The organism is Cyclobacterium sediminis (assembly GCF_054781075.1).
On sequence record NZ_BAAGVC010000030.1, the window covers coordinates 1 to 733 of the forward strand.

General features: G+C 42.3%; 2 tRNA genes and 1 rRNA gene. All 3 read left to right on the top strand.

Going from position 1 to position 733, the window contains the following annotated elements:
- Nucleotides 1-100 (top strand): 16S ribosomal RNA (locus ACYVHJ_RS19370); the annotation flags it as partial.
- Between the two features lie 60 nt (nt 101-160).
- A tRNA-Ile gene (locus ACYVHJ_RS19375) sits at nt 161-234 on the top strand.
- 248 nt (nt 235-482) lie between these two features.
- A tRNA-Ala gene (locus ACYVHJ_RS19380) sits at nt 483-556 on the top strand.
- Nucleotides 557-733 lie beyond the last annotated feature (177 nt).

Consider the following 733-nt stretch of genomic DNA (forward strand, 5'->3'; position numbering starts at 1 on the left):
AGACGGTAACCGCAAGGAGCCGTTTAGGGTAGAACCGGTAACTGGGGCTAAGTCGTAACAAGGTAGCCGTACCGGAAGGTGCGGCTGGAACACCTCCTTTCTGGATTCAGGCTTTTTCTTTTACTATCTTACCTGCTACTTCAATTAAATATTTAATTGGGGGCCTGTAGCTCAGGTGGTTAGAGCGCTACACTGATAATGTAGAGGTCCGTGGTTCGAGTCCACGCAGGCCCACACTTATCCAAATTCTTTTAAAGATTAAAGTCTTTTCTTTAATGATTTATCGCTAAGACGGAAAATATTATTGAAAGAATGTAATCTGGTGAATTAGCTAAGCTTCCTAGAGTATCCCGACTAGTATTGGGAAGGTCAGCGTAACGGGTTCACCAAAAGAAAACATTTGGAGAATGGCTCGGCTGCTTAGAACATCCCGATTAGTATCGGGAGGGTCAACGGAACGAGTTCACCAAAAGAAAACATCTGGGGGATTAGCTCAGCTGGCTAGAGCACCTGCCTTGCACGCAGGGGGTCAACGGTTCGAATCCGTTATCCTCCACAATTTTCAGACATATGGTTTGAAAAATTATTCTTAATTGAATAGCATTTACTGTTAGTAAGTAGCGGTAACAAGTTCTTTGACATGTTGAGTGGAAAATGCAATGTAAAGTGTATTGATTTCGAGAGTGATTGATATATTAGAATAAAGAACATTTGATGCTAGCAAAAGGGCATC